The following is a 16,625-nucleotide window of genomic DNA, read 5'->3' on the forward strand; positions in this document are numbered from 1 at the left end:
TAGAATGGTGTAGATTTTGAGACAATATTGTTCCGTTGTTCAAATTTCGTAGCCCGTATTAGGCGATAGCCGTAATACGGGAAATGATCCTGTATTACGCTTCGCTAATACAGGCTACAAACTGTTCCGCTTCCTAACGGTCGCGGCTCGGTTTCTGGTGCACGATGAAGTCAATGCGAACACACGAAAACCGAGCCGCGACCGTTAGGAAGCGGAATTTTTTGTTGCGGCACAGATCCGTATTTAGTGCGTAGCCCGGTCTGCTTACAGCCGGGATCGAAGTGGCACAATTCCCGGCTGCGAGCAGACCGGGCTACAAATTGTGCTAATATATTTTGCAGGTGTATCAAGGTTCCTGTTTTCTTGTTATTCAGAGGCTATTACTGTATCGATAATATTTTCGCTTTTATCTACGGTTTTTACCTGTTTAATAAATTCGGGTAAATGCGCATAGAGTAAAGAAACTACCGGGTCAAAGCGGGCATATAGTTTGGATTCCTGAGAATATTTTTCATAAGGCAGTGACGTCATTTTCACCGCGACCATGATCAAAGCCACAATAAACACACCGCGCAAAAAGCCAAAGCCCATTCCTAAAGTTCTGTCTGTACCGCTTAAGCCGGCACGCTTTAATATAAAACTCAGTATGGCATTGATTACCCCACCGACAAACAAAGTAGCAAAAAGGATAATAACAAAGGCTATTGCGGTACGGGCTGATTGCTCCTGAACGTAGGATTGTAACCACGGATCAAGGCTTTGGGAATAATTCATTCCCAGCCATATCGCTAAAATCCAGACGCATAAAGCAACCAGCTCTTTGACAAACCCACGAAATAAGCCTGTAAGTACTGATAATCCAATGACAGCTACTATGGCTATATCAACCCATTGCAATTGCATGATTAACTAACTCCGGTGTTCACCACAAAACCATTCAACTGCATGGCGCTGGCTAATTGAGTTTTTAATTTTACAACATCATTTCGGCTTGGAGAGTGACCAACATAAACTTTATAAACAGAGCCCTGACGGCTTGGTGCTTTCATATAATTTGCTTTATAGCCCTTGCCGCGCAGGCGAGTAACCAATGCCTGAGCATTTGATATTTGTGAAAAAGAAGCCAACTGTACGGCATAAATATCCTTTTTAAGAACAGGTTTTACTGCTGGCTTGATTTGAGCTTTGGCAACAGTTTTGGCAGCCTTCAAAACAGGTTTTTGTTTTGCAGCAATAACAGGTGCATGTTTTACCGGTTTTGCTGCTGCAACTGTAAGCACCTTTTTAGCAGTAGTTTTTGCTGCCTGGTTTAATGCCAACTGTACGGGAGCAGCCTTAATCTCAGCATGTTCATGCGCTACAGCTACCGCTCTTTCGCCAGTGATCAGATCTGATTTGACAGGCTCTGCCCTTGCAAGCTCTGGTAACTGGTTTTCACCTGATACTGGTGCAATATTTACCTTAGCTACTTTAATTGTTCTGAATAATTCTTTTTCATCAGTCATGACCACATCAGGAGGAAGTGGTTTTGCGGGCAATTTCACATTGACGCTTAAATTATTTTCCAGATTCTGGTTGGATTTTTTCATCACCGCGGGGGCGAAAATAGCGCCCAAAGAAATGATTACGGCCAAGCCGATCAGACGGTGCTTGAGTTTTTCATCCATTACAAGTTTCATTGATTCTCCTTCTGCTCCAATATTTTATGATGGGCAGCCATTACATGACCAACCGTAAAAAATGACCCGTAAACAACAATTAAGTCGCCACTCTTAGCCTGATTTACTGCGCTTTCAAATGCAGCAAGCGGGCTATTATAACAAAGTTCAACACAAGTTTCTGCATCTCTGAAAACTGACAAGAGCAGTTCCTTATCAGAGGCACGTTTATTATCTAATTGTGCAGGATACCATCGGTCAACACAATCCTTTAAAGGAAAAATTAACCCAAAAAGATCTTTATCTTTTAAGGCCGAAAAAACCGCATGAACAGTATTTTTGCCATCAAGGCTTTTAATAGTTCGCGCAAGCAGTCTGGCTGATTGAGCATTATGAGATACATCGAATAACACATTAATATCTCCCCTCTTCAGCTGTAATCTTCCCGGGATAAAAATCGACTGCATGGCCTTTTTGATGTCTTCCTGAGATATCGGCAATTCATTAGCAAGAAGGATTGTCGCAGCAATTGCCGCAGATGCCGATTTAAGCTGTATGGATGGTTTGGGTAATTCATCAAACTGTGTTTTTAGAAACTTGAAGTCCCAGCAAGTCCCTCTATCATTCACATAGATATCTTTATCAAAATAATAAGCAGAAGTGTTCAGATTGTTTGCTACCTCAACAATACTTGCCGGAGGATTTATATCAGCATAAATAAAGGGCTTTCCTTCCCGTAGTATCCCGGCCTTTTCAAAACCAATAGCTTCCAGAGTATCACCCAGATAATCCTGATGATCAAAATCTATAGTGGTAATAATAGCCAGATCGGCATCAACTATGTTAGTAGCATCAAGACGCCCTCCCAAACCTACTTCAAGAATAATCACATCCGGCTTCTGTTGTTTAAAATGCAATAGCGCAGCCAAAGTAGCCATTTCAAAATAAGTAAGAATAACATCACCGCGCGTCTCCTCGATGGTGGAAAACAAATGGCACAGTTCGTCATCTGATACAGGAGTTAAATTAATTTTTATGCGTTCATTAAAACGAATCAGGTGTGGCGAGGTGTAAGAGGCAGTTTTATAGCCCGCCTGATGATAAAGGGTTCCCAGTGCTGTTACTGTAGAGCCTTTGCCATTGGTTCCGGCTACGGTAATTACTTTACATGAGGGGGTATTAACCCCCAAGTTTCGGGCTACTTCAAGTACACGAGTCAATTCCAGTTGTATTTCCTGAGTATGTCTGGATTCCAAATGATGTAACCATTGGTCCAGATTCCATTTACTCGATACTTTGTACAAAAGGATTCTCCGCGCCTTTGTAAGTCAGTTTGGATACTAACTCAGAAATGGTTGAACGAAGATGCTTACGCTCAACTATCATATCAATGTGACCATGCTCCAACAGGAACTCACTACGCTGGAAACCTTCAGGCAAAGTTTGTCTAACTGTTTGCTCAATGACTCTTGGGCCTGCGAAACCAATTAAGGCATTCGGCTCGGCGATAATCACATCACCCAGGCTTGCAAAGCTGGCGGAAACCCCACCCATAGTCGGATCAGTCAGTACTACTATAAAAGGCAGCCCGCTTTCAGCAAACTTGGCCAAAGCGGCAGAGGTTTTTGCCATTTGCATTAAAGAAAAAAGACCTTCCTGCATTCTGGCGCCACCACTGGCAGTAAAACAGATGTAGGCTCGCTTTTCTTCGGTGGCAACCTTGATAGCCCGAACAAATTTTTCACCAACAGTGGCTCCCATGGAACCACCCATGAAGTTGAACTCAAAAGAGCTTACAACTACTGGCAGCTGATTTAAATGACCTTTCACCACGACCAGAGCCTCTTTCTCTCCAGTCGCCTTTTGTGCCTGCGATATCCTGTCTTTATATTTTTTGGAGTCGCGGAATTTTAATCGGTCCTGTGGTTCCAGAGCAGAAGCAATTTCTTCTTGTCCGGCTTCATCCAGAAACTGACCAATCCTGACGCGCGCAGACACACGATGATGAAAGTTACAGGATGGGCATACCATAAAATTCTTTGCCAGCTCAGTACTGTAAAGAACCTCATTGCATCCCAGGCATTTAACCCACAAACCTTCTGGAACCCCTTTTTTTTGCGAGGTTTCAGTTCTTATAATCGAAGGTAACAGTTTTTTAAGCCAGCTCATAAATTAGGAACCTATATATAAAGTCGATCAATATTATACACAGAAAAAATAATAATCTTAAATATACCTGAAAGACAGCCCTCACTCAATATTAAAATCAAAATGCCTAAAAATGTAACACATTCATTTTATTAAGCAAATTTCCCCATTTTTTAAAAAAATATGCTATCAGAGCTAAAGTTTTTTCCAGATTTTCCGATAACAGAGTTGGGTACGGTGAATTCACAAAAGAAAAAAGAATTTACTGAACGATAAATGTCCCAAACCAGGGATTCAGGTCTGAGGAGACTATAATCATGGCTCAAGTAATTAATACCAACGTGGCGTCGCTAACAGCCCAACGTAATTTGGGAGTTTCAAGTAATGCGATGCAGACATCCATACAAAGATTATCATCCAGTTTACGTATTAACAGTGCGAAAGACGATGCTGCAGGTTTGGCAATTTCTCAACGTATGACTGCTCAAATCCGTGGTATGAACATGGCAGTACGAAATGCTAACGACGGTGTTTCACTGGCACAGGTTGCTGAAGGTGCGATGCAGGAAACTACTAACATTCTGCAACGTATGCGTGAATTGTCAGTACAGGCTGCTAACTCAACCAACAACTCTTCTGACCGTGCATCCATACAAAGTGAAGTATCACAATTGCAAAAAGAATTAAACCGTATTTCTACTGATACTGAGTTCAACGGCCAAAGAATTCTTGATGGTTCATTTTCTAATGCAAGTTTCCAGGTAGGTGCTAATGCGAACCAAACTATTACTTTCAGTATTGGTAGCGTTAAAGCCTCTTCAATTGGTGGTATCGCTACAGCTACAGGAACCAGTGTAAGTAACAACGTAGCTGCAGATATTACAATTGCCATCGGTGGAGGAACTGCAACTACTATCAACTCTTCAGCAGGCTTCGCTGGAGCACTTAATGGTCAGGAAGGTAATTCTGCTTACGCTAAAGCAGCTGCAATTAATGATGCGGGTGTTCCAGGTCTTTCTGTGAGAGCCAGCACTAGTGGAACTCAAACTCTTGTTACACCAATAGGTGGAAACCCTGGTGATACCTATGATTTGACAATAAATAACGTAAATATTTTTTCAGGACAGGACGTGTCAACTGCCCTCAGTACCTCTGCCTTGCGTGACGCAATTAACGGCGTATCACCACAAACGGGAGTAATTGCCAGCTTAAACGGTAATGATTTAACTCTGTCAGCTGCAGATGGCCGTACAATCACTGTAGTAGAAGGCACATTAAAAAGTATTAGTGCTGCTGCTGGTACTTTTGAAAACCCCTTATTTGGCCAACTTGAAATCAGTGCTACAAATACCATTAACATCGGTGGTACTGTCGCAGATGTGGGTTTAAACGCAGCTATAGCAAGAGACACTATTGGTGTGGATTCAGTAGATGTCAGTACAATTGATGGTGCTAACGAAGCTATCAAGAGAATTGACGCTGCTTTGGATACTGTAAACGCCAACCGTGCTGACATGGGAGCCTTGCAAAACCGATTTGATTCTACAATCGCTAACTTACAGAACGTATCAGACAACCTGTCAGCTGCACGCAGCCGAATTCAGGATGCTGACTACGCTGCTGAAATGGCGAATCTGACCAAGAACCAAATCCTGCAACAAGCTGGTACAGCAATGCTGGCACAAGCGAACAGCATGCCACAATCTGTACTGTCTTTATTAGGTAGATAATAGGATGTGACGATCGAAATGCGGCCTTAAGCCGCATTTCGGTTTTATACCCCGCAATATCAGGGTAAAGGAGTATAAAATGAATATTGAATCTGTTCCATCGGTGAATAAAACGGTACAGAATGACTCGGTAAAACTACCCGATGAGCCGATTAAACTTGAAAAAAGCAGCCCATTGTCTGATTCATCTCTTGATGAGGAAACAAAACAAGCACTGGATCATGCAACAGGTTTACTGCAGACTATAGTAACGGATAAAATTTCTGATAAAGTAATACGTAAAATGCCTTCGGATGAATATTTGCATTTATTAAGTTTGCTTGATGAAATAATCAGTGGTTCTATAGATAAGCACGTTTAATAAATGGACTTATTAAATTTTAATTGCATTATCAGCCAGATTGACACAGATAAGGACGACTATGAGTTTATCAGCGCCAGGTGTAGGTTCCGGACTTGATGTAAAAGCAATGGTTGACGCTTTGGTTAAAGCAGAAATTACACCCATACAATTGCGTCAGGACAAGCGCCTGCTCAGTGTGAATACAGAACTATCCGCCGTAGGACAATTGAAAAGCACTCTGGCTACACTGCAAACCACCCTTACAAAATTATCTGACATAAAGCAATTTTACACGATGAAGTTCTCAGTCAGCGATCCTGATTATTTTTCTACAACTGTATCACCACAAGCAGTGAAAGGTACCTATCAAATAGAGGTAGAGCAACTGGCGCAGCAGCACACACTGGCAAGTGATTATCTTACTAATACTGGCAGTGGTACCCTGACTATTGATTTTGGTACTTATGAAAACAACAATACAACTTTTACTCCAAATGCATCTGCAACCTCAGTTTCTGTAACAATTGCCCCAGGCAGCGACAGTCTGGTTGCGGTGCGTGATGCAATCAATAATAAAAATGCAGGCGTTACCGCAAGCATAGTAAAGGATAGCCAAGGTTCAAGGCTGACCATTGCCTCATCAAAAACCGGTGAAAATTATGCCATGAGAATCAGTGGTGATATTACTGCATTGAATTACGATGCAACAGCCCCTTCTAACGTCATGACAGAAACGATTGCAGCTCAGGACAGTATCGTAAAAATAAATGGCCTTACCTTAAAGCAAAATTCCAATCAACTTGAAGAAGCCATAGCAGGGGTAACGCTGAATTTAAAAAAAGCAGCAGGCGCGAATGAAACTAAAATTATTACCTTAACGGTTGATGATAATAAAGAACAATTAACAGGACTTATTAATGATTTCATCAAACAGTACAATGATTCAATGACCTTCTTAACTAATTTGACTGGTTATAATCAGGAAACAAAGCAAAGCGGTGTCTTTCAGGGTGATCCGCAATTTAGAAATTTGAAATTAAACCTTAATAAGTGGGCTACCTCTCCCCTGTCAACCAACAGCCCGATCAAATCATTGGCTGATTTGGGTATAGTAACGAATAAACAAACAGGATTACTTGAAGTAAAACAGGATCAATACAAAAAAGCATTGGATAATAATTACGCCAGCATAGGCGCACTCTTTGCGAAAACGGCAAGTGCCACCGATTCAGACATCAGGGTAAAATCGGTTGGAGCTAATGTAAAAGCGGGATCATACAATGTTGAATTAAGCGAATTTACTCCAGGGGTCAGCATGTCTGGTATGATTGGTGGCGCTTCTGCAACATCACCTGATGGATTCACCCTCACCGGAAGTGGTGATCTTGGCGGTTTATCAATAAATGTTTTGTCTGGAACAACCGGAAGCCGAGGTCAAATCACAGTCAATGACGGTATCGCCGTACAGATGAATTCCTTTCTTGATAATTACATGAAAACAAAAGGTGATCTTGATCAAAGGGCAACTCAGTTAGACAAGCAGATGAAAATGTTGGGCAGAGATCAGGAAGCGCTTGACTTGCGAAGCAAAAAAATTGAAGCCCGTTATTTAGCACAGTTTACTGCGCTGGATACCTTAATTTCAAGCTTACAAAACACCAGTGGTTTCCTGACCCAGCAACTCGCTAATTTACCGCAATTTAAATCAAAGTGAGACCCCTTTCATGAAAAATCCATACACACAAGCATCGAACCAGTACAAATCAATTGAATTGCAAACACGTATTGATACAGCGTCTCCACATGAGCTTATTGAGTTATTGCTTCAAGGAGCACGTACTCATATTGCAACGGCTCAGGGTAATATTCAAAGAAATCAGATAAAAGAAAAAGGCGAGCATATTGGTAAAGCTTTGAGTATTATTGAAGGTTTAAAAATGAGTTTAAACCACGAGCAAGGCGGTAGCATCGCTGAAAATTTGCTTAAATTATACGATTATATCCAGCATATTTTACTGAAAGCCAATTTGAATAATGACGAAGATTTGCTGGCTCAATCTAATTTGCTCCTTGCCGAAATACATCAAGCCTGGCAGTCGATAAATATCAGTTCTGAACAGTCTGGGAATACTTAAAATACGATCAGGCATCACACGCCCCATGCCCCAACAAAAATTCCGCTCCCTCACGGTCGCGGCTCGGTTTTCGTGCTCTCGTATTTACTTCATCGTGCACCGAAAACCGAGCCGCGACCGTGAGGAAGCGGAACAGTTATACTGGCACCATGCCGCTTTCGGGAGATCCTTCGCGCAAAAAGACGCGCTCAGGACGACGTGCCGCTATTTCAATGTCATCTAAAATTAATCCCATCAAAATGTAAAGTAATTTTCCACATTGCCGTTAAAACAGATACCACGAATAAAAATTGAGACCATTATGAAAAAAATTATGATATCAATAATAAGTGTAATGTCTCTGATGCTTGGTTCACAGTTAGCCTTTGCATATCAAAGATATGGAGAAACCCTATGCAATCAGCCTGATTACTTTTGCATGAAGGTAAAACAAGGGGAAAGTTGGGAAGGGCTTTTTCCCAATGTAGAAGAACGAGATATAGTAAGACGTATCAACCGCATGAATATCAGACTGAAACAGGGTATGACCATTGCTGTGCCTAAAAATATAGACAGGCTTACCATTTATGATGTCTCCCCTTTCCCCCGTTATATCGAATCAGATGGTGAGAAAACGATTTATGTCAGCCAAAAGAAACTGGCATGGGGAGCTTATGATGAAGATGGTGAACTTCTTTGGTGGGGTCCCATATCATCTGGCGTAGGAAAATGCAACGTTGCCGGAGGTTGTGGCACACCTACAGGCTCATTCAGAATCATCCGCAAACAGGATATAGAATGCGTTTCTACTGTTTTTCCAAGAAGAGCCAATGGTGAAAACGGAGGTGCACTCATGCCATATTGCATGCATTTCTTCAGAGGCTTTGCCTTACATGGTAGCTACGAAGTGCCTGGATACAGGGCAAGTCATGGCTGTGTCCGTATGTTTATTGAAGACGCACGCTGGCTGAATGAGGAGTTTATTGATGTGCCAGGAGGCGGTATGAAAGGAACTCGAGTAATACTGGATTCTCCAGATGATCCTAATGAGCGTTAAGGAAAAACGCAAAGAAATCGCGCTTATAGACAAATTATAAACAAGGTGTTAATATTTTAATTGGTGAAATTTAGCTATTTATATGTTATCGTGCGCGTTGACTTTGTGACTAAATAAACTGCATTTTGACTTACGGCCAAGATACAAGAAGGTGTTATTGTATAAGGGCCTATTTTTTTGTCAAAAATTCCCGCAAAGCAAATGGTGCAGTTAAAATCTGGAGATTTAAAAAATAATGGCTCATTATAATACACAGTCCAACACAGCGCAGGCAGAAAGCAGCAAATCATTTATGCCCTGGATGGTATGGGGATTAGGTTGTCTCTTTTATTTTTATGAATGTCTGTTACAAGTTTCCCCCAGTGTAATGAGCAATGAGTTAATGAGGGATTTCTCTGTCACCAGCCAGACTTTAGGTATTTTGTCAGGCATTTATTTTTATTCTTATGCCGCCATGCAATTGCCGGGTGGTGTGCTAATGGATCATTTTGGTCCCCATCGACTGTTAACTATCGCAACCATTGTGTGTGCCGTGAGTACTATCGCTTTTGGTATGACTGATAATTTCTTTATGGCCTGCGTTGCGCGCCTGATGATAGGCTTTGGTTCCGCTTTCGCTGCAGTCGGCACAATGAAACTGGCAGCCAACTGGTTTCCGGCTCAGCGTTTTGCTTTATTGACCGGATTAATGGTTACTATAGGTATGATGGGAGCAATAGGTGGAGAAGCACCACTGGCCTTATTGATTGACGGTTTTGGCTGGCGTCACAGTATGATCATCATGGGTAGCATAGGCCTGTTACTGGCTGCGCTGATAACTCTGATTGCTCGGGATGCCCCAAAAAATTACGTTGCACCAAAACACCAGCACCCTCTTGAGGAAGAAGAAAAACTCTGGCCCAGTCTTACGGCTTTAATAAAGAACAAACAGTTATGGCTGGTCGCGACTTATGGCGGTCTGATGTACATGGCAACTCCTGTCTTTTGCGGCCTTTGGGGTGTTCCCTTTTTGATGGATAAAATGCTGTTAAGTAAAGCTATGGCAGCTAACTTCATTTCCTTAGTCTTTGTTGGTTGGGCTATAGCCAGCCCCTTGTGGGGAATATTTTCCAATCGCATAGGATTGAGAAAACCCCCTATGTACATAGGCTGTATTGGTGCTCTGGTTTGCTCCACTGTCTTTATTTTCGTGCCTATCAGCTCCCCATTTGTCATGGAGTTCCTGCTTTTTGCTTTTGGTATTTTTTCAGCAGGATTCTTACCCGCATTTTCTGTTGCAAAAGAATTATGTAATAAGAAGTATGTAGCAACCGGTTTGAGTTTCATGAATATGATGAATATGGTGGGCATTGCCTTGGCCCAACCATTGATTGGCTTTATTCTGGATAGAATGTGGCAGGGAGAACTCGAGGGTACCGTAAGAGTGTATCCTTTAAGTGCTTATCATACCGCTCTTGGCATTCTTCCGCTCGGTATGCTGGTTGCTCTGCTTATTTTACCTAAAATAAAAGAAACCTATTGCCAAAGCGTACATTAATGAAATAATACCCCGTTTTAAAAGTAGAATTATTATGGCTAAAAAATTATTTATCAAAACGAATGGCTGCCAGATGAATGAATACGATTCATCCAAAATGGCGGAAGTGCTTAACGAGTCACACGGGCTTATTAAAACAGACCAGCTTGAAGAGGCAGATGTAATTCTTCTCAATACCTGTTCCATACGTGAAAAAGCACAGGAAAAGGTCTTTTCCCAACTTGGCCAATGGCGTGAGTACAAAGCGAAAAATCCGCATGTAGTTATAGGTGTAGGTGGTTGCGTGGCCAGTCAGGAAGGTGCTGATATTATTAAAAGAGCACCATACGTTGATATCGTTTTTGGTCCCCAAACCTTACACAGACTCCCTGCCCTGCTCAATGAACGGCTTGAAAAGAAAAAATCGGTAGTTGACATCAGCTTTCCCGAAATTGAAAAATTTGACCATCTTCCAGCCCCAAGAGCTGAAGGCCCGACTGCTTTCGTATCAATAATGGAAGGTTGCAGCAAATACTGCAGTTTCTGCGTGGTTCCTTACACTCGCGGTGAAGAAATAAGCAGACCTTTTGATGACGTGCTTGCTGAGTGTTATCAACTGGCCGCACAAGGGGTACGAGAAGTTAATTTATTAGGCCAGAACGTTAATGATTATCGCGGCACTATGGAAAATGGCGAAACGGCTGATTTAGCCTTGCTGATTCATTATCTTGCCGCTATAGATGGCATAGGCAGAATTCGCTTTACGACCTCTCACCCATTGGCATTTTCAGATAATCTGATTAATGCTTATGCCGAAGTACCAGAGCTTGCGAATCATCTGCACTTACCGGTACAAAGTGGATCTGACCGTATTTTGGGTTTAATGAAGCGCGGCTATACTGCTTTGGAATTTAAATCGAAAATCAGAAAATTGCGTAAAGTTCGTCCTGATATTCGTTTATCCACTGACATCATTGTTGGTTTTCCTGGCGAAACAGATAAAGATTTCCAGGATACTATGGATTTGGTTCATGAAATTGGCTTTGATACTTCATTCAGCTTTATCTATAGCCCAAGGCCAGGAACCCCAGCTGCCAATCTGATTGATGACACACCTTTAGAAGTCAAAAAACAACGCCTGCAGATTCTGCAAAACAGATTGCTGATGAATGCCTCCCGATACAGTCAATCAATGATAGGTACAACGCAAAGAATCCTGGTTACAGGACAATCCAAGAAAGACAGTAACCAATTGGCAGGACGCACTGAATGCAACCGAGTGGTCAATTTTGATGGTGCACCGCATTTGACAGGCCAATTTGTAACCGTACAAATCAGCGATGCCTTGCCTAACTCCCTGAGAGGCCGCTTACTTGAAGATGAGATGCAACCCGCCTGATGACAGAACTTATTCAAAAACAAATCACCGTTCCCCGCGAGTACCACAGTCAACGTGTTGACAGCGTACTCGCCCAATTATTGCCTGAATATTCACGCTCGCAAATTACCAACTGGATTAAATCCGGTGCTGTTACCATGAATCAAAAAGCATGTAAACCTAAGGATAAAGCCTTAGGTGGCGATCTGATTGAACTGAATGCTGAATTGACGAAAGTGGATGGCGATTTTAACCAATGCAATCCTGAAGACATTCCACTCGATGTCATTTTTGAAGATAATGAAGTTCTGGTTTTAAATAAGCCTGCCGGTCTGGTCGTACACCCTGGGGCAGGTAACAGGGAACACACTCTGGTTAATGCCCTCTTGCATCATGCGCCACAATTACAACATCTGCCCAGAGCAGGTATAATTCATCGTCTGGATAAGGACACAACAGGTTTACTTATTGTTGCCAAATCACTGACCGCCCATACTTCATTGATTCGTCAAATGCAGGCTCGCGATATTCAGCGCAATTACATCACGCTGGTGCTGGGGCATGTCATTTCCGGAGGTACTATAGATACTGGTTTTGGCAGACATCCGAGAAATCGTTTGAAAATGGCCGTAACAGGGCAAGGAAGACAGGCTATTACCCATTACATGGTAAACAGGCAATATCAGGACTATACCCTGCTTGATGTAAGTCTTATGACGGGAAGAACCCATCAGATAAGAGTGCATATGGCGCATATTAATCACCCCGTAGTGGGTGACCCATTGTATAACGGACGCATGAGAATACCCGTTCACGCCAGCGATGAGTTAAGAACCTTGATCCAGCAATTTAAACGTCAGGCACTTCATGCCTGTTCCATTACTTTTTATCATCCAAAAACTGATGAAGAGTTGACATTTGAAGCTCCCTTGCCTGATGATTTCAAATTACTTCTTAACACTCTGGATGAGCATTATGAGTACTAAATCAGCCAACTGGCCTGCTCCTGCAAACGTAAGTGCAGTAACTACAACCCGAGTCCAGGGATTTAGCCAAGCTCCTTATGATCAAAATAATCTTGGCTTGCATGTAGGTGATAATGACCTGCATGTAATGAAAAACAGACAGCAATTATCTGAATTACTAAATCTGCCCGCAGAACCCATCTGGCTGGAGCAGACACACAGCACTACCTGTATAATCGCTGAAAAGGAAAGCAACCGAAATGCTGATGCGGCTGTAACCCGCTCTTTTTTACACCCATTGGTTATCATGACTGCTGATTGCCTCCCTATCATGTTATGCAACAAACAGGGAGATGAAATTGCAGCCATTCATGCTGGATGGAGGGGGTTATGCAACGGGATTGTAGAAAATACACTGAGCAAAATGGACTCGAATCCCTCAGAGCTTCTGGCATGGATAGGCCCTGCCATATGCGGCAAATGCTATGAAGTCGGGGAAGAAATGTATTCCGCATTTACCAGCAAGTACCCACAAAGCAACCGCTCCTTCAAACCAGTACAATCCAAATGGATGGCTAATTTGCCTGAAATTGCGGAGATGGTGCTGAATTTACAGGGGGTAAACGCTGTTTATCAATCAGATTTATGCACTTTTGAATTAAAAAATCAATTCTATTCCTATCGGAGAGAGCCACAAACGGGTAGAATAGGCACTTTAATTTGGTTCAATAATCAACCTCAGGATTAATCATATGATGACTCGTATAAAATTATTCATAGGTACCCTGCTCTTTATAGCAGGTTCTTTTGCATTTGCTGCTGAGCAAGCACAAATGCCCAGCTTGTCCCCTGTTTTAAAAAACATTATGCCAGCTATCGTTAACATTGCAGTTCAGGGATACATGCCTGATGCTGTGATTCCTGGTGCTACTGGTGATGATGAGGAAGCGGAAAACAAACAACCATCAAGAACCCCGCAAAAAGGACGTAAATTCGAAAGTATTGGTTCAGGTGTTATCATTGATCCCAAAAATGGAGTGATTATCACTAATGACCATGTTATCCGTAATGCCAACCTGATTACGGTGACATTGCAGGATGGCAGACGTTTAAAAGCTCGCTTAATTGGTGGCGACAGCGAAACAGATCTTGCTGTTCTGAAAATTGATGCTAAAAATCTTAAGTCGCTGGTGATTGGTGACTCTGATAAACTGGAAGTGGGGGATTTTGTCGTAGCAATAGGAAACCCCTTTGGCTTAAACAGCTTTGGTAACAGTCAATCAGCAACTTTTGGTATCGTCAGTGCATTAAAACGCAGTGATTTGAATATTGAGGGTGTAGAAAACTTTATCCAGACTGATGCGGCAATCAACCCAGGTAACTCAGGTGGTGCTCTGGTGAATACCAAAGGCGAACTGATTGGTATCAACACAGCAATTATATCTCCTTACGGCGGTAACGTAGGTATAGGCTTCGCTATTCCTATCAACATGGCAAAAGATGTAACCCAGCAAATTATTAAATTTGGCTCCATCCATCGTGGATTAATGGGTATTTTTGTACAGCACCTGACACCAGAATTAGCACAGTCAATGGGATATCCTGAAGACTTGCAAGGTGCGTTGGTTTCTCAGGTTAATGAAAATTCTCCAGCTGAACTTGCAGGTTTGAAAGCAGGAGACATTATCACCCAGATTAATGACACCAAGATCTTACAGGCAACCCAGGTCAAAACAACAATCAGCCTGTTGCGTGTTGGTGCTACTGTCAGTATTAAAATTTTACGTGATAACAAGCCATTAACTCTGAATGCTGAAGTTACTGACATTAAAAAGCACGAACAAAAATTACAGTCCAACAATCCTTTCCTTTATGGCCTGGCTTTACGTACTTTCGAACAGGAATCACCTCCTCATGGTAATGTAGTTGGTGTACAGGTAGTCGGTGCAACTGAAAACAGTGCGGGCTGGAGAGCAGGCTTAAGACCTGGTGATATCATTATCTCTGCGAATAAGACTGAAGTTAAAGATGTAAAATCCTTGCAAAATATTGCCCAGGCTAAAAAGCAGCAATTGTTAGTACAGGTTTTACGTGGTGCAGGCGCACTGTATATTCTGATTATCTAGTAATCTTAAATGTCATCAGCTCACGCTGGTGACATTCTCTCCCATTAAAATAGACGTAGCCTTGATTTCGCTATCGCTGCATCAAGGCTCCAGTTTTATATATTTTTAATCAGCCCAGCTGTAAATCTAATATATACTATGAATTAATAGTGCCATTCGACAAAAGCATAAAATGCCACGTAAATACGACCTGAACATAATTTACAGAGAAGATGCAGGACATCTTGGTGACAAGATTGATTATGCCTGGTCTGTATATCAGGCCGTCGAACCTGTCGCAGGTGAAGTAGATACTAATGAATCAGAAGCAAAGAAGAAAGCTGCATTGATGTTTTTGATTTATGCATTGGATATACAAGATAGTGCTTTGGATTCTGATCGTTTAAACCATCTATTACGGCAATTAATAGACGAAAGGCAACTACATAAGACCATTAATCCAGAATACATTCCCGGAAAGTCCCCCTCTCATCTGCCCTTTTCGCCCCAAAAAACTGTGCCTCTGCAAACCACAAGACATGGTAAATCAAAGCAAGCCAGGGTAAAAAAGGGAATAAAAACTAAAGAAATTCTGGATGTTCATGATGATTCCAAAAAAGAGGACCAGACAGGAGGTTTATTTATCACTTCCGCTGTAGAACGTGCTCAGTATCGAGTAAACATCCATCAAGGATTGTTTAAAAAGAATGGTGTACTTTTTGACACCCACAAAATGATATCCCATGGCAAACCTGGTTTTGCATCATTCACTCTCAATGCTAATGGCGAACTGTCCGTTTTTAGTCATTTGAACAAACGAGATGGCTTCACTCATGCAACGATGAATGCTGGCGCGCCAATTGTGGCTGCAGGTGAAATAAAAATTGAGAATGGCCAGTTAAAAGCGATAACCACTTACAGCGGCCACTATCAACCGTCACTGTTTAATGTGTACCGGCTATTAGAGTATTTTTCCCAGCATAATGTGGATATCAGCCACGCAGTAGTCATTACCTTCCAAAATCCTTCACTCTATCTTCCTGGAATAGAATCTCATATTTATTATATAAATAATGTCGCTGATGGCTACAGGACACCCGCTTCACAAATTTATAATGGCATAAATGAATTGATTTCTACTTGTATTAAAAAATTACAGCCCTCTCCTATTGATAAATTGAAAACCAAATTACCCAAGTCAGAGCTGACGAAACAAAGAGTCCTTTTGCATGAACGGCTACAGCATGAGCTTTTAGAATTTCAAAATAATTTAAAGAGCAATTTATCCCCTTTTGAATTGCACTACAGACTCGTTGAACTGGAAGGTATTATTTCCCGATATGAAGAACAAAATAACGCTTTATCTCAGGAATACGGCAAACAAAGATCTAAAAACCACCTGGCCAATACCCTGTTATCACAAAAAAAAGAGATAGATGATTTTAAAACAGGGAAAAAAGCGGATGATGCAGATCATCAAAAAATGCAGAGTATGAAGAAGATATATTGATGAATTTTTAATTAATGTAGCCTTGATTACACTAAGGTGGCATGGTCTGACTCCCTCGCCCGCGAAAGGAGTTTATTAATAATCATATTTTTATCGCGGGA

Annotated in this window: 15 protein-coding genes; 11 read left to right on the top strand and 4 right to left on the bottom strand. The window is 41.8% G+C overall.

Annotation, left to right across the window (positions count from 1 at the left end; all coding sequences use genetic code 11):
- Positions 1-366: 366 nt before the first annotated feature.
- Genes B094_RS0105965 through accD form a run of 4 tightly spaced genes read right to left on the bottom strand, consistent with a single transcriptional unit; the run spans position 367 to position 3,827 of the window.
- Complete coding sequence (locus tag B094_RS0105965; RefSeq protein ID WP_018576893.1) at positions 367-903, bottom strand: CvpA family protein; 537 nt, start codon at positions 901-903, stop codon at positions 367-369.
- Between the two features lie 2 nt (positions 904-905).
- Positions 906-1,679, bottom strand: a complete 774-nt coding sequence (locus B094_RS0105970) for an SPOR domain-containing protein (protein WP_018576894.1) — start codon at positions 1,677-1,679, stop codon at positions 906-908.
- Positions 1,676-2,962 carry a bifunctional tetrahydrofolate synthase/dihydrofolate synthase gene (gene folC, locus B094_RS0105975; RefSeq protein ID WP_018576895.1) on the bottom strand — a complete coding sequence of 429 codons (1,287 nt, stop codon included), beginning with the start codon at positions 2,960-2,962 and terminating at the stop codon, positions 1,676-1,678. Before folC ends, B094_RS0105970 begins: the two co-directional genes overlap by 4 nt.
- Positions 2,943-3,827 (bottom strand): acetyl-CoA carboxylase, carboxyltransferase subunit beta, encoded by an 885-nt coding sequence (gene accD / locus B094_RS0105980; RefSeq protein ID WP_018576896.1) that lies wholly within the window; start codon positions 3,825-3,827, stop codon positions 2,943-2,945. Before accD ends, folC begins: the two co-directional genes overlap by 20 nt.
- A gap of 296 nt (positions 3,828-4,123) precedes the next feature.
- Between accD and B094_RS0105985 the strand changes: the two genes are divergently transcribed.
- The 11 genes from B094_RS0105985 (at position 4,124) to B094_RS16440 (ending at position 16,524) form a co-directional block, all read left to right on the top strand.
- Positions 4,124-5,536, top strand: coding sequence for a flagellin N-terminal helical domain-containing protein (locus B094_RS0105985; RefSeq protein ID WP_018576897.1), 1,413 nt, complete (start codon positions 4,124-4,126; stop codon positions 5,534-5,536).
- A gap of 79 nt (positions 5,537-5,615) precedes the next feature.
- Entirely contained in the window at positions 5,616-5,897 is a 282-nt protein-coding gene (locus B094_RS0105990) for a hypothetical protein (protein WP_018576898.1), read from the top strand.
- 61 nt (positions 5,898-5,958) lie between these two features.
- Entirely contained in the window at positions 5,959-7,593 is a 1,635-nt protein-coding gene (gene fliD / locus B094_RS0105995; RefSeq protein WP_018576899.1) for a flagellar filament capping protein FliD, read from the top strand.
- Between the two features lie 10 nt (positions 7,594-7,603).
- A complete protein-coding gene (gene fliS / locus B094_RS0106000) occupies positions 7,604-8,014 on the top strand; it encodes a flagellar export chaperone FliS (RefSeq protein WP_018576900.1) in 411 nt (136 codons plus the stop codon).
- Between the two features lie 301 nt (positions 8,015-8,315).
- Positions 8,316-9,050, top strand: a complete 735-nt coding sequence (locus B094_RS0106005) for a L,D-transpeptidase (RefSeq protein WP_018576901.1) — start codon at positions 8,316-8,318, stop codon at positions 9,048-9,050.
- 235 nt (positions 9,051-9,285) lie between these two features.
- Positions 9,286-10,587, top strand: a complete 1,302-nt coding sequence (locus tag B094_RS0106010; RefSeq protein WP_018576902.1) for an MFS transporter — start codon at positions 9,286-9,288, stop codon at positions 10,585-10,587.
- A 34-nt stretch (positions 10,588-10,621) separates the two neighbouring features.
- The gene (gene miaB, locus B094_RS0106015; RefSeq protein WP_018576903.1) at positions 10,622-11,965 is read left to right on the top strand and encodes a tRNA (N6-isopentenyl adenosine(37)-C2)-methylthiotransferase MiaB; all 1,344 of its coding nucleotides are present in this window, start codon (positions 10,622-10,624) and stop codon (positions 11,963-11,965) included.
- A complete protein-coding gene (gene rluD, locus B094_RS0106020; protein WP_018576904.1) occupies positions 11,965-12,930 on the top strand; it encodes a 23S rRNA pseudouridine(1911/1915/1917) synthase RluD in 966 nt (321 codons plus the stop codon). Before miaB ends, rluD begins: the two co-directional genes overlap by 1 nt.
- Positions 12,920-13,657, top strand: coding sequence for a peptidoglycan editing factor PgeF (gene pgeF, locus B094_RS0106025; protein WP_018576905.1), 738 nt, complete (start codon positions 12,920-12,922; stop codon positions 13,655-13,657). The genes rluD and pgeF overlap by 11 nt, the downstream gene beginning before the upstream one ends.
- A gap of 4 nt (positions 13,658-13,661) precedes the next feature.
- Positions 13,662-15,035 (top strand): Do family serine endopeptidase, encoded by a 1,374-nt coding sequence (locus B094_RS0106030; protein ID WP_018576906.1) that lies wholly within the window; start codon positions 13,662-13,664, stop codon positions 15,033-15,035.
- Between the two features lie 172 nt (positions 15,036-15,207).
- Positions 15,208-16,524 (top strand): hypothetical protein, encoded by a 1,317-nt coding sequence (locus B094_RS16440; protein ID WP_018576907.1) that lies wholly within the window; start codon positions 15,208-15,210, stop codon positions 16,522-16,524.
- Positions 16,525-16,625 lie beyond the last annotated feature (101 nt).

Source organism: Legionella shakespearei DSM 23087, assembly GCF_000373765.1.
Classification (GTDB): domain Bacteria; phylum Pseudomonadota; class Gammaproteobacteria; order Legionellales; family Legionellaceae; genus Legionella; species Legionella shakespearei.

What these genes read in the sequence shown, in the direction of transcription:
- B094_RS0105965 (WP_018576893.1), bottom strand. Translation starts at nt 903, where the DNA reads ATGCAATTGCAATGGGTTGATATAGCCATAGTAGCTGTCATTGGATTA.
- B094_RS0105970 (WP_018576894.1), bottom strand. Translation starts at nt 1,679, where the DNA reads ATGAAACTTGTAATGGATGAAAAACTCAAGCACCGTCTGATCGGCTTG.
- accD (WP_018576896.1), bottom strand. Translation starts at nt 3,827, where the DNA reads ATGAGCTGGCTTAAAAAACTGTTACCTTCGATTATAAGAACTGAAACC.
- B094_RS0105985 (WP_018576897.1), top strand. Translation starts at nt 4,124, where the DNA reads ATGGCTCAAGTAATTAATACCAACGTGGCGTCGCTAACAGCCCAACGT.
- B094_RS0105990 (WP_018576898.1), top strand. Translation starts at nt 5,616, where the DNA reads ATGAATATTGAATCTGTTCCATCGGTGAATAAAACGGTACAGAATGAC.
- fliD (WP_018576899.1), top strand. Translation starts at nt 5,959, where the DNA reads ATGAGTTTATCAGCGCCAGGTGTAGGTTCCGGACTTGATGTAAAAGCA.
- fliS (WP_018576900.1), top strand. Translation starts at nt 7,604, where the DNA reads ATGAAAAATCCATACACACAAGCATCGAACCAGTACAAATCAATTGAA.
- B094_RS0106005 (WP_018576901.1), top strand. Translation starts at nt 8,316, where the DNA reads ATGAAAAAAATTATGATATCAATAATAAGTGTAATGTCTCTGATGCTT.
- B094_RS0106010 (WP_018576902.1), top strand. Translation starts at nt 9,286, where the DNA reads ATGGCTCATTATAATACACAGTCCAACACAGCGCAGGCAGAAAGCAGC.
- miaB (WP_018576903.1), top strand. Translation starts at nt 10,622, where the DNA reads ATGGCTAAAAAATTATTTATCAAAACGAATGGCTGCCAGATGAATGAA.
- rluD (WP_018576904.1), top strand. Translation starts at nt 11,965, where the DNA reads ATGACAGAACTTATTCAAAAACAAATCACCGTTCCCCGCGAGTACCAC.
- pgeF (WP_018576905.1), top strand. Translation starts at nt 12,920, where the DNA reads ATGAGTACTAAATCAGCCAACTGGCCTGCTCCTGCAAACGTAAGTGCA.
- B094_RS0106030 (WP_018576906.1), top strand. Translation starts at nt 13,662, where the DNA reads ATGATGACTCGTATAAAATTATTCATAGGTACCCTGCTCTTTATAGCA.
- B094_RS16440 (WP_018576907.1), top strand. Translation starts at nt 15,208, where the DNA reads ATGCCACGTAAATACGACCTGAACATAATTTACAGAGAAGATGCAGGA.